Source organism: Flavobacterium sp. GW823-FHT04A11 (assembly GCF_058796535.1).
Window position 1 is genome coordinate 4,114,203 of record NZ_CM179503.1, and the last position, 18,750, is coordinate 4,132,952.

The following is an 18,750-nucleotide window of genomic DNA, read 5'->3' on the forward strand; positions in this document are numbered from 1 at the left end:
GCCAGACCTGAATTCTATAATTTCTGCAATAAATGTTATAACGAAGTGTAGTGGTAAATTTTGAAAATTTGTGAACTGCTTACAGCGATAAAAACATTAAATAAAGGAATTATGAAAACTACATTTAAAAAAGGACAAGATGTAAAACAGGAGTTTGGAGGTCCGGTTATGAAAGTAATTGGATTTGAACCTGAATTGATCGAAAATATTATTACCCAATGGGAAGATGAGGAAGGAACTATCATCACCGGAAAATTTATGGATTCTGTTCTCGTTCCGGCAGAAGAACAAAATGCCAGTTAATTTCGGAATATTATTCGACAAAAATCATTCAGCCATTCAGAACAAATTTAAAACATGGAAACCAAAACCAAGCCGGTCAATTCATTTTATGGGTATCAGGAAAGAGACATAAACTGTATTTTTGAAAAAATAGAAAACACTCCTAAACTGAAACTTTTATATCAATTGCCTACAGGCGGTGGTAAGACGATTGTATTTTCTGAAATTGCCAGAAGATTTATTGAACAATTCGGTCAAACCGTAATGATTCTGACACACAGAAAGGAATTGTCCAAGCAAACTTCAACAGCGCTGAAAAACCTGGGCGTTCAAAATCGCATTATCAATAGCACAAGCGGCAATTTCAAATCTGATGTGAATTGTTATGTGGCGATGGTGGAAACTCTTCGTAACCGAATAAAAGCAAAAAAAATTCCGACCAAAGAAGTGGGTCTTGTCATTATTGATGAGGCGCACCATAATTCTTTCAGGAAATTACTGGGCAGTTTTAAAAACGCGACTATCATTGGGGTTACCGCTACTCCATTTAGTGCCGATCTTTCAAAACCTTTAAAACGACAATACGATTCACTGATTACGGGAGAGAATATTTCAAATTTAATTGAAGAAGGTTTTCTTGCCAAACCACAGTCTTTCGTTTACGAAGTGGAACTTAATACGCTAAAAACAGGAATCCATGGTGATTATACGGTGAGTTCTTCAAATGAATTATATAGTTCTGCGGCCATGCTGGATCTTTTACTAAAAGCATATCAGGAAAATGCTGCTGGAAAAAAGACTTTAATTTTCAATAACGGAATTGATACTTCCTTAAAAGTATACGAAACGTTTAATACGGCGGGAATTGCGATCAGGCATTTAGACAATAAGACGCCTGATGCTGAACGCAAGGAAATTTTGCGATGGTTCAAAAAAACAAAAAATGCGGTTTTGACTTCGGTTTCGATTCTGACTACAGGATTTGACGAGCCATCCGTACAGCATGTTATTTTGAACAGGGCGACAACTTCCATTACACTTTATCACCAAATGGTCGGGCGCGGTTCGCGAAAACTTCCTTCTAAAAAGACGTTTAGTATTATCGATCTTGGTAATAATATTCAGCGTTTTGGAGAATGGCAGCAGCCCGTTGACTGGACTTTTGCTTTTGAAAGACCGGAAGCTTTTGCCAAGCAATTAAATCATACTCATTCAGGTTCTTCTTCTGTGCAGTCGCATGCTATTTCACCGGAACTTCGTGCCAAGTTTCCCAATACACTTGAAATGACCTTTGATGTCGAAACCTATTACCAGGAAGCTATTGCAACAGATGAAAAGCCGAAAATTGTGATTCGCGAATCTATTCGCCAGCATGCAAAAATGTGCCTGGATAATGCCCAAACACTTACAGAAGCTGTTGCGCTGGCCGAAGACCTGAAACCGGAAATCGAATGGCGTGTGAAGCAATATGTAAAATGCCTGGAAAATGCCAGCAAAAATTACAAGGAATGGTTGATGGAAGATTACCAAAATCGCCTTAAAGGTTTGATCATCAAACTATATCCGAAAGTTCATTCATAATTTCAAATTTTTAACGGCTGAAAATCTCCTTCAGCAATCTTATTAATTCCTGATAGCTGGTTGGCTTAGTCACATAATGTGCTATTTCAAACGGCTGGGCCAATTGCTGCATAATTTCTTTGGTATGCGAAGAATACAAAACGATGGGAACCTCACCTGTGTAGGGTGATTTTTTGATTTCTTCTAATAATTCGCGATGGTTTACTCCGGGGATATTAAGGTCCATAAAAATAAGATCCGGCACTTCTTCACTATTTTGCAAGGCTTCGAGTATCCTTACCCGATTATTTACAGCGCGGCATACTTTTTTATCGTGTATGGAATTAATGGCTTCCGTTAAAATATCAATATCGTCTATGTCGTCATCAATTAGTAAAATGTTCTGGTAGAGCATAATGGTTTTTGTGAAATAATTACTTGTTCTATTCATTATATACGATTTACTGATTGTTGTGGTTTTGTTGCATGGGTTATATATTAATAAAAAAACCTGTATCATAAATAATACAGGTTTTTTCAATATCAAAAATAATTTCAATATCAAATCATCAATTATTCCTGATCCTGATCTTCTTCGTTAGCATCAAAATTAATGGTGTTGTAAGCAGCTTCTGTAAGTAATGTATCTGCTTCTTTTTCTTCAGCTAAAGTTTTCTCTAACAGTAATACTGCGTCATCTTCTCCTAAAGTTGTTGCAAATGCAGCAAGTGTACCGTAAGTAGCAATTTCGTAGTGCTCAATTTTTTGAGATGCTGCGATAATTCCTGCATCACGTACCGGACCAACTTCAGTTTCTTCCATAATTCCTTCTCCTTCTTTGATCAGTCCTTCCATAGCGTCGCATTTTTTTGCTACTGCTTTTTCACCTACAAGTGAAAACACTTTTTCAAGTCTTGCAACTTGTTCTTGTGTAACGGCAAGGTGATCATTGATTGCAGAAATTAAATTTTCTGATGTTGCATTTTTAGCCATTTTAGGCAATGCTTTAGTCAAAGCTTTTTCTGCCCAATAGATATCTTTAAGAGAATCTATAAATAAATCTCTCAATCCTTCTGCTGCAGATGATTTTGCTTTTATTGTTCCGTTAGCACTGTTTTTTGATGTGCTTGTTTTTGATGTACTAGCCTTTGCTGTACTTGCTTTTGCAGTTGTTGCTTTTGCTGTAGTTGTTTTAGCAGCAGTTGTAGCACTTTTGCTTTTTGTTGCGGTTGTATTTTTTGTCGCTGTTTTCATGATTATATTTTTTTTAAAGTATAATCCAAATCTACAAACTACTAAACCTTAATATTTTACAGAATATTTTTTATTATTTACAGTATTCAAACAGAAATGCTGAATTATGAAGCATATTTTAATGCTTTGGAAGGAATATCCAAAAAGTAGTTCCTTCATTGGGCTGACTTGTAAAATTAATGAAACCGTTATGGTTTTCTACAATTCGTCTGCATAAAGCAAGTCCAATACCATTTCCTCCAAATTGATCGCGCTCATGAAGTCGTTGAAACATATCAAATATTCGGCCTGAATATTTGCTGTCCATTCCAATACCATTATCGGCAATGCAAATAATATGATAATCTTCTGACGCAAGGGTATTATCGGCAAAATCAATACTGTCGGGAAAACTATCCGTTAAGGAAATAGTAACTGAAGGTTCTGAAGTAGTAAATTTTAAGGCATTACTAATCAGATTATAAAACAACTGACGAAGCTGAGTATCGAGTCCAAAAACCTTTGGCAGTGTATTTACCTTTATATAGGCGTTTTTCTCTTCGATCACCATGCTTAAATCACCCAAAGCTTCTTCAATAATATCGTTTAGGTCAACTTGTGCAAATTGCAAAATTTTATTATCGATTCTGGAATAATTTAAAACGTCTGAGATTAAATTGGATAATCTGCCCGCTGCAAGGGTTATTTTATCAAAATAATATTCCTTTTTCTGTTCTTCTGATAAATTATTTCCAGCTCTGGAAAGCATGATCATAATTTTACGAAGCGGTTCCTGCAAATCGTGACTGGCTACAAAGGCAAATTGCTGTAATTCTTTGTTTTTGAATACTAATTTTGAGTTGGCTGTTTCCAGTTCACGCTGAATTTCTTTTAGTTCAGAATTATCTTTTAGGGCTTCAACTACTTTTTTCTGTGCATTGATGTCCACAAAATAAATAATCCAGCTGTTGAATGTGTTGTCTTCTGACTTATTGGGAACAATGGAAATAAGATGCCAGACATATTCTGAGCCTTTTTTAATTCTTGTTTCTCCTATAAATTGCGAACGGCTTTTTTTGGCTTTGCTCCAGCCTTCTGATATGGTATCCAAATCATCAGGATGAACAAAGGCGCTCATGCTTTTTTTATCAAATACAGAGAGCGTAACCTGCAGATATTCATTAAAGGATTCATTTGATAAAAGAACATTGTTGCGTTCATTTACAATACAAATCAAGACCGGAATCGTATTGGCTAATTGCCTGTATCTGTTTTCACTTTCTCCAAGCTTTTCAGATAATGCAATCAGTTCAATATTTTTCTTTCGGATCTCATCATATGGAGATAAAGGCGGTTCGTACTTAAAATAGTCTACGAGGCTCTTTATTTTTGTATCTGATAAAAGTCCGGGCGCTAATACGGGCTGGCTTAATGTGGTAGTAAATTGATTGTTTGAAAAGCTGTACTGAATATTTCCGGAAATTTTTGCTGCGTATTTAAAGGCTTCAGGATTGCATTGTTGTAAATCTACGCTGTCTGTCAGGATTGCTAATATTTCTTTTTGGGTAGCCCTGATGATATTAATTCCGATAACCAATACCGAGTTTTTACCATTTGCAATAGAACATCTTGCCACTTCTGATACCGCTGTAGAAAATCTTGTTTGCGCCGAAGATGGCATACCGCACATCTCGGCTATTTTCATAGAGCGCTTATGGGCCAGAATCAGGTCCATTTCATTATCAAGATTAATTTTTACAATTTCCTTCATAGCATTAAATTATTTTTCCAATAAACACAGTAGCATCATCGGTTCCTCTAATATTGTCTTTAAACAATGCTGCTGCAATTACTCCGGGATTTTGCTTGATAATGGAAGTCAAATCATTAAGGTTCCATCTGGTGCGCAATCCGTCGCTGTGCATGACAATAACCTGATGCTTTTCGTATGGAACAACTGCGCTATTTAAGGTACGCGGTATATTATGACCTATAATTCCATTGTAAGGCGTGTAGGTTTTATTCTCCATTCCGCGAAATATTCGGGTATTTATATTTCCAATGCCGCAAATATTCCAGCTTTCGGTTTTATAATCTACCGTTGCTACAGTGGCTACAAGGCCTCTGGTCTTTTTTACTTCATCATGAATATCCCTGAGTATGGTCGCAGGTTCTGTCTCGCGTGTTTGCCTAAACGCTTTTATTGCCTGCTGCACAGCCTCATTTGCATTTGCTCCGTGTCCTAATCCGTCGCCAACAAAAATCTGAAAACCATCTTTTAGCTGTTTCACGTGATATCCGTCTCCACAGACTTTTTCTCCTGGATAATTTACTCTGATTGCTGAAAAATTAAAACCGTTTACTAAAGCAGAAACGGGATTCTCTGACTTATCGGAAATTTTTATATATTGAATCGTACCCCAATTTCTCATGGAGTAAATTTGAAAGTCGTTGCTTAATCTCTTAATTGCACCCAATCCATTGCCCAGTGTATTGGAGGAAGAATAACCATCGCTCATTATCTTCACGATATTATCAATTCCTTTACCATGGTCAATACAATAAATTTCAATTTGATTTTGTCCTTCATCTAAATGGGCTCTGTATAAAAGTTCTCCCCCATTAGCGTATTTAATAAGATTTGAAGTCAGTTCGGCGATAATAATATCGGTTTCAGCTGCCCTGTGTGGTGTAAATCCTATTTGAAGTGCCAGATTATGTATTTCTCTCTTAATAAAAGGTATTAAGCTTCGATCATCAATTTTATAACTGGAAAAAGTATTATCCATTTTTCCATTTTATTATAGTTACGGTTGTCCCGTTTCCAAATTCTGTTTTTATGTCAAATTCATTGACGAGTCTTTTTGTGCCCGGTAAACCAAGCCCCAGACTTTTTCCTGTGCTATATCCGTCTTTCATTGCTAATTCCACATCTTTTATACCAGGACCGTTATCTATAAAAGTAACTCTTACCCCATTATCACGTCCATTATTAACTGCTTCTATTATGACTTTTCCGCCACCTCCATATTTTAAAAGATTACGAACGAGTTCGCTGGTAGCTGTAATTAACTTGGTCTGATTTAGTATACTCATTCCAATTTTTACACCATACTCTTTGACACGATTACGCAAAGGAACCACGTCCTGCTCTTTTACAATCGGGATTTCTTCTTTATTCGTCGTCGTTATCATAAATCTGCTCTTCATTATCGCCATTATACATTTTTGCGCGAAGCAGATCCATCCCTTTTTCAACATTAAGAGCGCTTATAACACCATTTAAGGATAATCCAAGTTCAACAAGGGTGATTGCAACAGCAGGCTGCATACCAACTACTACTGTTTGCGCATCCATGATTTTAGACATCACAGCAATATTTCCCAAAATTCTTCCCATAAAGGAATCAATAATAGAAACAGCTGATATATCAATTAACACGCCTTTTGAGCTGTGTTTATTAATAGTATTTATCAAGTCAGATTCAAGATTTTCTGCTAATTGGTCATACAAATCAACTTGTATGGTAACCAGCAGAAAATCTCCCATCTTAAGTATAGGAATTCTTTCCATATTATTAAAATCTTATTCGATTATTTTCTCTTAACAACAGTTAGCTGCAGCATTTCAAAAGCGGTTTGCAAAGCACTTGCAAGAGATGCTTTTGTAATAATACCGGTAAGATCTATCCCTAAATGTACTACTGTCTGAGCAATTTCCGGGCGAATTCCGCTAATAATACATTCTGCACCCATTAATCGGGTTGCGCTTACTGTTTTGATAAGATGCTGTGCTACAAGAGAATCTACTGCCGGTACACCTGATATATCAAGTATTGCTATAGAACTTCCTGTATCTACGATTTGCTGTAAAAGATTCTCCATTACAACTTGTGTTCTTGAACTGTCCAGAGTTCCGATAATTGGCAATGCCACAACGCCGTCCCAAACTCTGATTACCGGAGTTGAAATTTCGCTTATTTCATCTACCTGTCTTGAAATAACATCCTCACGGCCTTTCATGTAAGATTCGAAAGTCATAATGGTCATGTTATCTAAAACAGCATTTAATTGTAAATTGGCACTGTACAATTTTTCTTTGTCATTTTCTGTTTCTGAAAGAATTCTTGAAGCAGCTTCTTTAAATGAAATAAGATACTGAGCATTTTCTCTTGGTGAAAATCCGCGTTTTGCTCTTGAACTTGAAATACCCATCAGTAAATCATAAACTTTTTCAAATTCCTGTGAATCTGAATTGTTTGTGCGAGATAACGCATCCAGTAAAAGTGACGAGAACTCTTTCGACTCCTCCTCTTCGGTAGCCCCGTCTGTTGATCCGTTTTCTATTAGAAGTTGAGACCAGATTGTAAGTAATTTATTTTCGTGCTCTCTTAAGCCACCAAGAAGATTATTTTGCATTTGTGGTAAATTTAAATTTTCGTAAACAAATATAACAAATTAATCCTTTTTAATATGTAAAAGAGTATAAAAAGACAATAACAAATTAATTGAATTTTATTACCGCTTTTAATGGTTATTTCGTTAATTATTCAAAGAATTCTGTTTTTTATCCTGTTTGTTTCTGAATTTGATATCTTATACGATTGGCAATAATTTATATTTTGCGCAAAACCATATTAAAGAAAAACCTGCTCGCAAAAAGAGAGCAGGTTTTTGTTATTGGTAATTATTTTTTCGCTTTATCAGAAGATATAATCCGTGCTTAAAAAATTAGAATCATGATCTCTTACAATTGAATTAAATAATTTTTTATTGGCATCTGTAGCTTTAGTGGCAACCAATGAACGAATCGAAAAAGAACGAAGGGCATCAGATATTGATAAGGTACCCTCCGCACTGTCTTTTCTTCCTGTAAAAGGAAAAACATCCGGTCCGCGTTGTGACTGGCAATTAATATTTACACGGCTTACCAGATTCACAAAAGGATCAATCAGCGTTGCTACTTCTTTTGGATCTTCACTAAATATACTTACCTGCATTCCGTGAGAAGCATTGATTTGATAGTCAATAGGTTCATCGATGGAATCAAACGGAACAATCGGAATAATAGGGCCAAACTGCTCTTCGTGATACAATTTCATTTTGTCATTTACCGGATAAACAACGGCAGGAAAAACAAATGAATTATTGGTATATCCTCCGTTTTCATTTATTATTTTTGCACCATTTGCTATGGCGTCATCCAGACAGGTTTTAAGATAAGCCGGCTTATCAAATTCGGGAAGCGGCGTAATTTTTACATCTTTATCCCATGGAAGCCCCGGTTTTAAAGCAGCTACGGCATCGCTTAATTTCTTCACAAATTCATCCGCTACTTCTTTCTGCACAAAAATTAATTTTAATGCTGTACAACGCTGTCCGTTAAAAGATAATGATCCCAACAAACATTCATTTACAGCCACATTAAGATCTGCGTGTTTGGTTACAATAGCGGCATTTTTTGCATCAAGGCTTAAGATAGATCGTAGTCTGTTTGCTTTTGGATGCAGTTTTTTTAATCCATTGGCTACTTTACTTGATCCAATGAAAGCCAGTACATTTACTTTTCCACTTTCCATAAGCGGAGAAATTATCTCTGCCCCTCTTCCGTAAAGCGTGTTTACTGTTCCCGGGGGAAACGCTTCCTTAAAGGCATTTAGCAGCGGATAATGGGCTAAAACACCATGTTTTGGCAACTTAAATAAAATGGTGTTTCCCATTATAAGTGCCGGAATCAAAGTGGTGAAAATTTCATTTAAAGGATAATTAAAAGGCCCCATGCTAAGAACCACACCAAGTGAAGATCTTCTGATCTGCGCCAGAACTCCTTCAGCTTCTTCAAATCTTGAAGATTGTCTGTCCAGGTCTTTCAAAGCATCAATTGTCGCATTGATATACTCTACTGTTCTGTCAAATTCTTTTGTTGAATCGGGCAGGCTTTTTCCAATTTCCCACATTAAAAGTTTGATTACCAGTTCGCGCTGTTGAATCATCAGGTAAACAAATTTCTGCATGCATTTGATTCTGTCCTCTACGCTCATTGTTGGCCACACGCCCTGCCCGTCATCATAAGCGGCAACGGCAGCATCCAAAGATTCCATTGCTTCTTTTGATGTGGTATGCGGTATAGTTCCTACCAGTTTGCGTTCGGGGCCATTTTTGCCCTGAACAAAAACAGGAGAAAAAACTTCGGTAACGTCTCCATTCCACGGAACCAGTTTTCCATTTAAAAGATATTCGCGCTGGTGAATTTCTTCGATTTTGTATTCTTGAGGAATTCCATTTTCCTCCACAAACAGACTATCGATAGCTGTTAAGGATGCTTGTAAATTTTCCATATGTGTCTATTTAATTTTAAAATCGGATTTAAACTAAAATTTAAGTTTTATCCGCCATTAACGGATTAACAAATTACAACAATCCATTTAATTGGCAATGAGTATACCATAAATATAAAGAAAGTAAAACCAATGCTTAACGAAATCAGCAGATTTGCCTTTGACTGTATTTCGTTAATTTGAAGAGGAAATTCCTTGATATTTAAAGTTTTGTCAATGTTATAAAAATAAGTTTGCAGCCAGATTAAATCCAATATTAAAATTAAACAAAGGATATTGACCAAAAGAAATCCTGCAATTACTTTTCTTTATTCCTCTATTTTCTTTTTCATAAGTAGCTATGAATTATGCAACTATGAACTATTTTTCTATAAATAATTAAATAACGAACTATTATAAATTTGTAAAAGACACTTTTATTTGTAAAAGACACTTTTAAGAGGCAATTCTGAAAAGTTAATTTCAAAAATAACTGCAATTAAAAGGCAAATTAAAATGTGAGAATAGAATTCTTTCTCACAAAATAATGAATCAAAAATTTAAAAAACAGCGTTATGGAAAATCTAAACCACGAATACGGTAACACAGACCCAGATTATATTGATCAAAATACCCTTGTTGACGGTAATAATATTAACGAAGATCAATATAAAACTGAAGCTTCAAAAGATCAAAAAACAGAATTTGGAGAAAGCGATCCTGATTTTATAGAGCAAAATACGCTTGTAGACAACGATAATTATGCGAGAGACGAGGATCCGTACCAATATCAGGAAGAGTTTGTAGAGGATTTAAAACATCCTGAAAATGATTTTGAAATCAATAAAAATCGTGATTCAGATAAAAATCTCAATACAAACAACGTCATAGATAAGGAAGATATCTTAACCAATGACGAACAAAAAAGTAACGTGAACAAAGAAGATCAGCAATAGATCCATTTGTTATAACTAGAAAGAAAAGGCACACCTATGGTGTGCCTTTTGCAAATAATTTTTATGTTTTTATTCCATAGAAAACCTGGGTACCTTCCCTATCTTCAGTGAACATTGTCACCTTTACTATAATACAGCTTTACACAATTTTTCAAAAATTAGTAAAAATTAAAACCCGGACATTCAAAATGCCCACTACCCTGGTTTTAAAGTAATCAATTCATGTCAAATAAGTAAATACAGCTGGGCTTGTTTTTCTTGAAGGAAGGCTCAAAGCGCAGGTATCCGTACTCATTCAGTTCCCTTATGTGCTTGGAATAGGTGTTCGCGCCTGCTATTTTGGCAACAGCCATAATCTCCCTGTTGAAGGCCCTGATGGGATTGATGAATCCCTGCCGGGCACTGTAGTGCAGAAGGGCAGCGAACAATCCAAGGTGTGTGGGACCGATACGGTAGTCCTTTTCTGCGGCCGAGAAAAAAAACATCAGCAGATTTAACTGATTTTGCTCAGTGGATGGATTTACCTCTTCCCCTGCCTTGTTTTGTTTCTTGAATGGGCTCTTTGGCACTTTCATCTGCCTGAAGGCTTTTTTTTTTATTTTCCCCCACCACCTCATAGGACACATCCAATTGCTTGAGGTCCTTATAATGCCTGTTGTCCTTTTTTTTCATCGCATCATCAAAAATCCCAATAGTCTTGAATTGCGGGCATGCCTCGATGTAGCCCTTAACCTGCTGGCCATCTTTCAAAAATGTGACTGCCTGCAGGTTTCCTTTCTTCAGCGAGCGGATAAGGTCCTCTTTATAATTCTGATTTTCAAGTTCCTTTATCGGATATTGGGCCAATGTACCAACCAGGTCAAAACCATAATTCTGATGATACTGCTGGAGTTTAAAATTCCCGTTCTCATCGCTGTTTTTAAAATCCATCTGAACCCAGGTGTTATATGATTGTCCCTCCTTATTTACAAAGTCCTTGTTAACCGCCCTTCCCATCATAAGGTTATAGGCCTCTTTCATGGTAATATTGGAACCCTTATAGATATGAAAAGTATGTTCCAGTGCATCTGATATGTTTTCTTTCTGCAATTCCACCTTATAGGAATTAAAGAAATACATATCACCGTCCTTTACCTTGCTGAAGTTCAGCGTTGCCCTGGCCACGCGGTCCTCATAATAGGTCTCATGGTATAATATAAAACTGGGCTGCTGCTGTTTTAGTTTTTCTCTTAATTCTATCTCCAGCGCCTCACCAAATCCGGTATACTTGAGCTGATCGCGCAAGTATTCAAAATTATTCTCGTTCATAATAACAGATTTAAAAAATTAGTAATTTATTTATAAAATATTGAGTATATCCAGGCCAAGGAAATCACGGCTGTTCATATTAATCGCTACCTGCCTCTGGGCATTTCGCTCAACGAGCTGTATGGTTAGGATTTTTTTCTTCGGCACAGTAAATTTGGGCAGCGCCGCCACTATCGCCACTTTGGAATTATCGGGAATCCTTAGCGGGTCAGAGGTTATTAACAGTGGAGAGATCTCAATTTCCTGCACGGCCGTGCGGGTTGATCTTCTCTGGTCACAGATAAAAAAGCGCAGCTGGTCCATATCGAAAGAAACGTTGGAGTCATTGCCCAATACCAACCTGAAATACACGACTTCCTGATGAATAAATAAACCTGTAAGCTCCAGGGTGATCTTCGAGCTTTCCTTTCTCAGGTCAATTTTTTGCTGGTTTTTGTAAAGGGCCAGCCTGGCATACTGTTCTATTTCCTTTTTATTCTCATTCTCAAGGGAGAACTGAATATCGCGGTGCACCACAATTGAATTGTCGGCAATAAGGTTCAGATCCGGGCACTGCTCGTCATAGTTCAAAACAAATCCGTACAATTTACCGGGCTTTTAGGGCATTCCTTCGGAGGCTACGAGACCGCGTTTATCATTACCCAGACCACTATTTTCACGGCAGCGATTGCCAGTGGCGCCATTACCGATCTGAACAGTTTTTATCACACCGTAAGTCCGCAATTAAGAAAAGCCGATATGTGGCGCTTTGTGGGAGAGCAGTGGAGGATGAATAAAACTCCCTATGAAGCCCCAGATCTTTACAATGCAAACTCACCTCTTGTTCATGTAGCCAATATCACGACCCCTGTGCTTATCTGGACTGGAAAAGAAGACATACTGGTGGACACACACCAGAGTCTGGAATACTATCTTGCCCTTCGCAGACTCGGAAAAAAAAGCATTATGCTGCTTTATCCAGAGGAAGGCCATGTTATTATTAAACCTTCAAATCAAGCAGACGTTACGCAAAGGATGCTGGAATGGTTTGATTATTATCTAAAAGATAATCAGTCTTTGAAATGGGTTACAGATGGTACTAAATAAATAGTAATGCAGTTCCAAAGGAACTGCATTACTATTTTTATAACTGCCTCTTGCTGTCATAAAAAATATGTTTTTTCTTAAATATAGCAGTGTCAAATAGAACTGCAATAATTTTAGTACATTTCCCTAATTTAAACGATACAAAGGATTTATACAATCATTGGTAGCAAGAACCTTGTCATAGGCAATTGGTCCTGAAGTGCCTCCCAGTTGGCAAAGGAAAGGGCTTGGGGTGTCACTACAATTAACAGCCACTTGGCTACATTTAATACTGTTTGAATTTCGAAGGTAACCTAATTTCGGCGCAGTATCCGTTTTGGAAATACTTTGCATGGAAGTAGTTAGAAAAGCCCCGCAAACTCCCAATACTATAACAGCAAATGGTATACTGTTTTTTAAAAATAAAGTTTTCATACTTTTTAATTTTGAATTATTAAATTGGCTAATTTTTTTTCTGCTGTCACTCATTTTCATCCTTATAATTGAAAAAAAATCTGGCTAGTGCGCCATCACAAGTATTCCCTGCAAAGAATTAAAATTTGTGCTTCTTTGTTAAAAGGCTGGATTTTGGGGTTTTAAAGGTGAAAACAGAAAATATTCATATCAATTAAAAACAATGCAGTTTATTTAAACTGCATTGTCCATTAAAAATATCCCATACTTATCTTATGGACGGTATAAAGGCTGCACGCAATTATTGGTGGCAGGATCCTTGTCATAAGCAATATTTGCTCCCAGCTGACATAAGAAAGGAGTTGGGGTAGTGTTACAATTCACTGAAACATCGCTACATTTCATAGTGTTTGGAATTCGAACAAAGCCAACTTTAGGCGCAGTTTCAGTTTTGGAAACGCTTTGCATCGAAGTGGTTACAAAGGCTCCTGAAATTCCAAGTGCTATAACAGCAATTGGCATCATGTTTTTAAAAAATAACGTTTTCATAATATTTAATTTTAAGTTATAGAGTGATCTACTTTTTTATACAGGTGTTCGATCTTATTCCTGACACCGGCCGGTATATCATTGGTTTTTGGAATTATGTTTTTTAAGTATTCTTCATTTCATTTTTTCCTATTCATTTTTATTTCTTTTTCATTTCATTTCATTTCTTTTCTCAGTATATCATGTATCTCATAGACCACAAGATCACTTCCAATCAGGGCATAGAGATGCGTTGGGGTAGCAAGCAGGGAATTCAATACCTTATTTGCCGTATGATAGACCGGAAAGCTCATGATATAAGCATTGGTGTGCAGGTCATACACGTCAATGATAAAAGAGCTTTCCCAGAGTCTATCGCTTTCATACTTCCCTTTTACTTTGGAGTGGACAAAAAGTAAGTTCTCACACACAGCCGCGCGGGAATTGACCACAAATGGCGGCGAGGACATCACGTGCTGTTTCCCGTTATCCAGTGTCGTTACTTTGATCCTGGCATGCTTTACCGTATCGATCGTGTTTCCTCTGTGATCAAGGCGGCCGTTTTTATCTGCCACAATAAATCCATTGCGGTAATAGTACAGGTAAAGGATTCTCTGCAGCTCCTCGCTGTACATCAGCGTGCCATCGGTATCAAAAATACCGTCCAGCTGGCGCTCGAGAAGATCCCGGCGGTATTTTATATCGGGATGCTCCCCATCTCGGAAGACCCCCAGGACATTGGCCGCATTTTTTGCATTGTTGGACCGGAATGCCACAGTGGTACTGTCAAGTGGTACGGCCAGGGTAAAATAAGGAACCCCTTTTAGTTCTTTATTTATCCTCCAATCCTTTAAACTGCCCCTGAAAATCTTGGGCACACTGCCGTCGCAGAGGTAAAAATAGGAGCCCCTGATACTAATCACCACTGATTTAAAGGGTATTTTCCCGGGGTCAAAAGAAATATTTGTGATCTTCCTGTTTTGCAAGTTTTTATCTGTGTATTCTATGTGCAGCGGGTTACTATGGTTTCCCAGATACAATCTTCCCCCGGTGAATCCTGCCAGGTAATAGGAATTAATCTTTAATTCCAGGGCATTGGAGAATTCCACCGGATGCGGGGGATAGCGTCTGATAAAAGGGTTATCCTGATGGATGATCTGCTCGGAGCTCAGGAATAAAACTACGACACTCAAAATACTGCATGCCATAAGCGGCGCGATCCATTTGGACGGGACAGTGTAGGTTTTTTTGGTGCTAGTGGTATGTTTAGACCCGTTATGCCACAGCAGTGCTGCCAGTGAGAGAAGAACAAAGGCAATATTAAAGAGAAGGTGTGCGTCCCAGCTCATTTTCTCCAGGATACCCCCGCAGGAACAGGGCACAAAGGAGCTGTAATGCAGGACAATAAAAATGTATGCTGTAAACATGCTCATCATCGCCAGGGATAAAAAAAGGCCAATGAACCGCCATTTAGGGATGACTAAAAGTACCGCTATCCCAAGCTCTGTTAGGGGAACAAGCCAGGAAATCCATGAGGCAAAGGCACTTAAAAGCGGAGATTGTCCCAGCTGTACCCTGAAGTTCTCAAAATCCAATAATTTGCTTGTCGCTGCATAAACAAATAGAAGCACAAATAAAAGGCTTGTGATTTCAGTGAAAAGATTTCTAAAATGGGCTGGTGATTTCATGATCTATTTTTTTCAGATTACTCCCTTACAATCCTATAACAGGAAATGACAAACAAATTTATAGCAGTTTTTTCTTATAGTTATTACCGGAAAAAAGCCAGAAGTTTTAAAAAACATGCCAATTTCCTCGCAATGGATACAGAACACAAAAACAAGTAGAAATACCTGTTGGCATTTCTTTGAAAAGAATTAAATTCACATGAGTGAGAAATTTGATTCTATCCGGAATCTAGACTTCCTCAACATTGTTTTGATTGGTAACAGTCCGATACCTGATCCCCTGTCATGGCTTGGAAATTAATCTGGAATTATGAAAATTGGAATTATTGGAGTGGGAAGCATTACCCTTGGCTTAGCGCACAGGGCCGTGGCATCAGGCCATCAGGTCCTGATTAACAATCCCCGGGGAAATACCCTGGTAAGGGAGTCGGTAGAGAAAATCGGCACCAATGCAGAACTGGTAAGTATCGGGGAAGCAGCCGTATCAGAGATCATTATCCTGTTTGTTGCCCGACAGGATCTTCAGGGCATGATCGAGCTACTGCCCGATATGAAGGGAAAAACTATACTGCACACCAATAATGCTTTTTTCTGCCTGGAATCACTTCCTCAGCTCTACACTGATCCCCGATCCAGCGATGCCCTTGCCGATTTACTGCCAAGCGCCCATATCATTCGCCTTTATAACACCTTAAAAGCAAATCCGGCCCTGCCAGAGCAGCAAGCCTGTAAAATATTTTTTGAAGGCCAGGATAAAAACGCCAAAAAAAAGGCAAAGGCCTTTCTGGAGACTTTAAGTCTCTCGGCCCTTGACCTGGGTGAAATGCTCAATTAAAACAAAAACAAACACAATAGGTATTGCTATACTTTAAAAAAGTAAAACCGATTACCAATCTATCTCGTAGGTACTTATAGGAGATAATTGAGCTGGAACTTTACCTGGAAGAGTATGAAAACAAAATTTTGGATTGAGAAAAATTGGGGCCAATCAGTGGATAATGCCTCCCTCGAGGATGCCCTGATTGCCATAGAGCAGATACTGTCAAGAAGCGGCGAGCATGCCTGTTTCTGGCTCGGGCACGCAGATCAGGAGTACGTGCTTGAAATTCAAAATACACTGGAGCTGGTATTCACCTACGGGGAGAACCAGGATAAAAAGATAAAAGCAAAACTTTTTACCTGGGAGCAGTGCCTGCATCTTATTAAAATGTACTTTGCCCATGACTTTTTAGCCATCAAAAGCGAGATCGAGTACACCACTATGTGCCTGAATTAGCAAGGGATCCTAAAAGGCTGTGGAAGCCCGTTTTTTATTTTGATCTCCAATTTCGGTGGTCCGCTGCCTGATGAAAAGAGGCGGGCATCATGGCAGGTAGGAAAATTATTGCTCACTCAAGAGCGCATTGCATTCAAATATTTTTTTTATCTTTAGGGTATGTAAAATTAGGAAATATCTTATTTTATTGCAGCATCATGCTTTTCCGGCAGTTGCTGCCTGCCTTAAACCATAGTAATATGTTTGCCTATAGCCCATTTAATCGCTTGCTTTTATCGATACTGCTTTTGCTGTCTTTTTTGGATGTAATGGCCCAGGGAAAAGGCGTGCAGGGAATCCTCACTACCGAGAATGATTTTCTGGCCATCAATAATCGCGATGAGAATTACACCGGCAGCCTGAAAATGGAGCTTCGTTTTGGCGAGCTTCTCCCATGGCTTCCTTTTTTTAAATTCAAAGCGCCCGGCCAGTCCCTGACCATACAGCGCGCGGGTATCGGGGGTACCGCCTACACGCCCCAGGATCTAACTGCTACTGCTCCCCTTACCGATGACAGGCCCTATGCCTCTCTCATGTTTGTAAATATTGGAAATACTTCCTATGATCTTCCAAAAGGAACAGTGCTGGAGAGCGAACTGGTACTGGGCCTTGTGGGAACCTCGCTGCCGGGAAACGCGCAGTCCTATATCCACCGGCACCATTGGCTGGGCACGGACCGTCCCGTACCTATGGGCTGGGACAACCAGATCGGATATCACGGGTCTTTTGTGCTGAACTATAATTTTCGGATCGAGCATCCTGTTTTTCCAGGACTGCTGAGCGTGGCAAACTGCCGGTGGCTGCAGCTCCGGTTGCGCGGTGCGGCAGAACTGGGCACCTACACCACCAATATCAGGGCAGGATTTAAAATAAATATTCTAAATCTCAATGCAGGGCTCATGCAGGACTATTCCCCGGCTGTTCCCGGCGCCTCACTTGCGCCCCTGGCGGCAGCTACACCGGTTATCAGGATGAATGTCTTTGTTGGTCCTGAAATACGGGTTGTAGGATACAACACCACCCTGGAAGGGCTGATGTTTGCAGATCACAGCGTATACAAAATCCCCCACAGCGATATAAACCGCCTGGCCTTTGATCTGACCGCGGGTGTGAATCTGCTGCTTTTTGACCGGCTTTACCTCCGCTACGCCCTATACGGAAGAAGCCAGGAATACAGTGGAGGCAAAAAATTTCATTCCTGGGGAGGCATCTCCCTTGGCTATTCCCCTCCCCGCTGGAACAGGTAAATATCCGCTTCCTTTCGCGTAGTTTAATTATGCTTTACCCTATAGTTAGGTACAGCCCCTTTTGCCGTCTTTTTTTGCCATAATGGTACTTGTCAAATCAATCGAAATTTCCGGCTGCCATTCGATGAGCTTTTGCAGTCTATTTTCAAGACATCGGCAAGGAAGGATTTCAGGATATTAAAGTTATTGGGCTTTACCGCATAGAAGCTTGCCCCAAGCCTGAGGGCCTTGTCTATATTCTCGGGATCATTGCTGGTGGAGAGAATAATGATCCTGACCTCATGGATGGCCCCATCGAGTTTCCGGATTTCTTCCAGACACTCAAAACCGCTGATACCGGGCATGTTGATATCAAGGAAAATGATCTCGGGAAGCGGATCGTTTAGGGTATGGAGAATCTGCATGAGCTCCATGCCGTCGCTGGCCTGTTTTAGAATAACTGAGGGGTCGAGTTCCCCGATGGCCTCACTAAAGAACGACCTGTCATCCTCGTCATCATCTGCCAGGTAAATATACCTGTGAGAATCGTAATTTTCCAAACCCATAATTGACTATTAATGGTTAAACGAGAATTGGGCAATAAGCATGTGATATGTAATTTACAAAAACTTGTAAATTCAAAGCTATAGAACTAGCAGGCATGTGATCGGGGGACGGTAAAGATACTCATATTTAAGAAAAAACACATTAAAAAAATCTTTTTCTTTTCCGGGGATTTCCGGGCTGTTTTTTAAAATTTCAGTGTTTTGGGCTCTTTGGCGTGTGCGAAAATAATGATTAAACAATTTTGTTCCAAATTAGAACAAATTACCTGTATAACATTGTTACTATCTGTGC

Annotated in this window: 21 protein-coding genes; 7 read left to right on the forward strand and 14 right to left on the reverse strand. The window is 38.7% G+C overall.

Annotated elements, in window-relative coordinates; translation table 11 throughout:
* Positions 1 to 111 precede the first annotated feature (111 nt).
* Both AC3QL1_RS17710 and AC3QL1_RS17715 read left to right on the forward strand, forming a co-directional pair.
* Positions 112 to 303: a hypothetical protein gene (locus tag AC3QL1_RS17710; protein WP_492493461.1), complete on the forward strand. Its 192-nt coding sequence runs from the start codon at positions 112 to 114 to the stop codon at positions 301 to 303.
* Between the two features lie 54 nt (positions 304 to 357).
* Complete coding sequence (locus tag AC3QL1_RS17715) at positions 358 to 1,863, forward strand: DEAD/DEAH box helicase (protein WP_492493462.1); 1,506 nt, start codon at positions 358 to 360, stop codon at positions 1,861 to 1,863.
* Positions 1,864 to 1,873: 10 nt separating this feature from the next.
* On the opposite strand, the gene AC3QL1_RS17720 is transcribed toward AC3QL1_RS17715, so the two are convergent.
* From AC3QL1_RS17720 to AC3QL1_RS17755, 8 genes are all read right to left on the reverse strand, one after another.
* On the reverse strand, positions 1,874 to 2,293 hold the full coding sequence (locus AC3QL1_RS17720; RefSeq protein ID WP_492493463.1) for a response regulator: 420 nt from the start codon (positions 2,291 to 2,293) through the stop codon (positions 1,874 to 1,876).
* Between the two features lie 122 nt (positions 2,294 to 2,415).
* On the reverse strand, positions 2,416 to 3,096 hold the full coding sequence (locus AC3QL1_RS17725) for a YciE/YciF ferroxidase family protein (protein WP_492493464.1): 681 nt from the start codon (positions 3,094 to 3,096) through the stop codon (positions 2,416 to 2,418).
* A 118-nt stretch (positions 3,097 to 3,214) separates the two neighbouring features.
* Entirely contained in the window at positions 3,215 to 4,846 is a 1,632-nt protein-coding gene (locus AC3QL1_RS17730) for a sensor histidine kinase (RefSeq protein WP_492493465.1), read from the reverse strand.
* 4 nt (positions 4,847 to 4,850) lie between these two features.
* Positions 4,851 to 5,864 carry a SpoIIE family protein phosphatase gene (locus tag AC3QL1_RS17735; protein ID WP_492493466.1) on the reverse strand — a complete coding sequence of 338 codons (1,014 nt, stop codon included), beginning with the start codon at positions 5,862 to 5,864 and terminating at the stop codon, positions 4,851 to 4,853.
* Positions 5,857 to 6,270, reverse strand: a complete 414-nt coding sequence (locus AC3QL1_RS17740; RefSeq protein WP_492493467.1) for an anti-sigma regulatory factor — start codon at positions 6,268 to 6,270, stop codon at positions 5,857 to 5,859. The genes AC3QL1_RS17735 and AC3QL1_RS17740 overlap by 8 nt, the downstream gene beginning before the upstream one ends.
* On the reverse strand, positions 6,251 to 6,649 hold the full coding sequence (locus tag AC3QL1_RS17745) for an STAS domain-containing protein (RefSeq protein WP_492493468.1): 399 nt from the start codon (positions 6,647 to 6,649) through the stop codon (positions 6,251 to 6,253). The genes AC3QL1_RS17740 and AC3QL1_RS17745 overlap by 20 nt, the downstream gene beginning before the upstream one ends.
* A 20-nt stretch (positions 6,650 to 6,669) precedes the next feature.
* The gene (locus AC3QL1_RS17750) at positions 6,670 to 7,494 is read right to left on the reverse strand and encodes an STAS domain-containing protein (protein WP_492493469.1); all 825 of its coding nucleotides are present in this window, start codon (positions 7,492 to 7,494) and stop codon (positions 6,670 to 6,672) included.
* Positions 7,495 to 7,778: 284 nt separating this feature from the next.
* Positions 7,779 to 9,413, reverse strand: coding sequence for an NADP-dependent glyceraldehyde-3-phosphate dehydrogenase (locus tag AC3QL1_RS17755; RefSeq protein WP_492493470.1), 1,635 nt, complete (start codon positions 9,411 to 9,413; stop codon positions 7,779 to 7,781).
* A 554-nt stretch (positions 9,414 to 9,967) separates the two neighbouring features.
* Here AC3QL1_RS17755 and AC3QL1_RS17760 point away from each other — a divergent pair.
* On the forward strand, positions 9,968 to 10,348 hold the full coding sequence (locus AC3QL1_RS17760; protein WP_492493471.1) for a hypothetical protein: 381 nt from the start codon (positions 9,968 to 9,970) through the stop codon (positions 10,346 to 10,348).
* 507 nt (positions 10,349 to 10,855) lie between these two features.
* Here the strand turns inward: AC3QL1_RS17760 and AC3QL1_RS17765 are convergent.
* Positions 10,856 to 11,656, reverse strand: coding sequence for a hypothetical protein (locus AC3QL1_RS17765; protein ID WP_492493472.1), 801 nt, complete (start codon positions 11,654 to 11,656; stop codon positions 10,856 to 10,858).
* Positions 11,657 to 11,686: 30 nt separating this feature from the next.
* On the reverse strand, positions 11,687 to 12,241 hold the full coding sequence (locus AC3QL1_RS17770) for a DUF4138 domain-containing protein (protein ID WP_492493473.1): 555 nt from the start codon (positions 12,239 to 12,241) through the stop codon (positions 11,687 to 11,689).
* Here AC3QL1_RS17770 and AC3QL1_RS17775 point away from each other — a divergent pair.
* Positions 12,218 to 12,742 carry an alpha/beta hydrolase family protein gene (locus tag AC3QL1_RS17775; RefSeq protein ID WP_492497588.1) on the forward strand — a complete coding sequence of 175 codons (525 nt, stop codon included), beginning with the start codon at positions 12,218 to 12,220 and terminating at the stop codon, positions 12,740 to 12,742. The two genes, AC3QL1_RS17770 and AC3QL1_RS17775, sit on opposite strands and share 24 nt — an antisense overlap.
* A 126-nt stretch (positions 12,743 to 12,868) precedes the next feature.
* Here the strand turns inward: AC3QL1_RS17775 and AC3QL1_RS17780 are convergent, their stop codons facing one another.
* The 3 genes from AC3QL1_RS17780 to AC3QL1_RS17790 all read right to left on the reverse strand — a co-directional run bounded on the left by AC3QL1_RS17780 (position 12,869) and on the right by AC3QL1_RS17790 (position 15,351).
* The gene (locus AC3QL1_RS17780) at positions 12,869 to 13,210 is read right to left on the reverse strand and encodes a hypothetical protein (protein WP_492493474.1); all 342 of its coding nucleotides are present in this window, start codon (positions 13,208 to 13,210) and stop codon (positions 12,869 to 12,871) included.
* A 198-nt stretch (positions 13,211 to 13,408) separates the two neighbouring features.
* Positions 13,409 to 13,684, reverse strand: coding sequence for a hypothetical protein (locus tag AC3QL1_RS17785; protein WP_492493475.1), 276 nt, complete (start codon positions 13,682 to 13,684; stop codon positions 13,409 to 13,411).
* Between the two features lie 155 nt (positions 13,685 to 13,839).
* Entirely contained in the window at positions 13,840 to 15,351 is a 1,512-nt protein-coding gene (locus tag AC3QL1_RS17790) for a MauE/DoxX family redox-associated membrane protein (protein ID WP_492493476.1), read from the reverse strand.
* 310 nt (positions 15,352 to 15,661) lie between these two features.
* On the opposite strand from AC3QL1_RS17790, the gene AC3QL1_RS17795 reads away from it, so the two are divergent.
* From AC3QL1_RS17795 to AC3QL1_RS17805, 3 genes are all read left to right on the forward strand, one after another.
* A complete protein-coding gene (locus tag AC3QL1_RS17795; RefSeq protein WP_492493477.1) occupies positions 15,662 to 16,186 on the forward strand; it encodes an NAD(P)-binding domain-containing protein in 525 nt (174 codons plus the stop codon).
* Positions 16,187 to 16,300: 114 nt separating this feature from the next.
* Positions 16,301 to 16,627: a hypothetical protein gene (locus AC3QL1_RS17800; RefSeq protein WP_492493478.1), complete on the forward strand. Its 327-nt coding sequence runs from the start codon at positions 16,301 to 16,303 to the stop codon at positions 16,625 to 16,627.
* Positions 16,628 to 16,716: 89 nt separating this feature from the next.
* Positions 16,717 to 17,913, forward strand: coding sequence for a lipid A-modifier LpxR family protein (locus AC3QL1_RS17805; protein ID WP_492493479.1), 1,197 nt, complete (start codon positions 16,717 to 16,719; stop codon positions 17,911 to 17,913).
* Positions 17,914 to 18,005: 92 nt separating this feature from the next.
* Here the strand turns inward: AC3QL1_RS17805 and AC3QL1_RS17810 are convergent, their stop codons facing one another.
* Entirely contained in the window at positions 18,006 to 18,452 is a 447-nt protein-coding gene (locus AC3QL1_RS17810; RefSeq protein ID WP_492493480.1) for a response regulator, read from the reverse strand.
* Between the last annotated feature and the right edge of the window lie 298 nt (positions 18,453 to 18,750).